1 pseudogene is annotated in these 237 nt (G+C 59.9%); it reads left to right on the forward strand.

The features are described from left to right. Nucleotides 1–14: 14 nt before the first annotated feature. Nucleotides 15–237: pseudogene (locus SB765_RS33565) on the forward strand (WD40 repeat domain-containing protein); the annotation flags it as partial.

The following is a 237-nucleotide window of genomic DNA, read 5'->3' on the forward strand; positions in this document are numbered from 1 at the left end:
CGCAGAGCGACAAAGTGGAAAAAATCATTCCAATTCCTTCTCACAACGCGCATCGCCTGACGCTGTCACCCAGCGGCCGCAAGCTGTTCACCGATAACGAAGAGGATGCGACCATCACCGTGGTGGATCTCTGTGAAGCAGAGGGGCGGGTCATCGACACCATCCTGCTGCCCGGGCCGATTGCGGGCATCGCTGCCTCTCCGAAACACCCCTATCTGGTCGCCAGCGCCGCTGATG

The sequence above is a fragment of the Pseudomonas sp. SIMBA_067 genome, from assembly GCF_046534675.1.
GTDB lineage: Bacteria > Pseudomonadota > Gammaproteobacteria > Pseudomonadales > Pseudomonadaceae > Aquipseudomonas > Aquipseudomonas putida.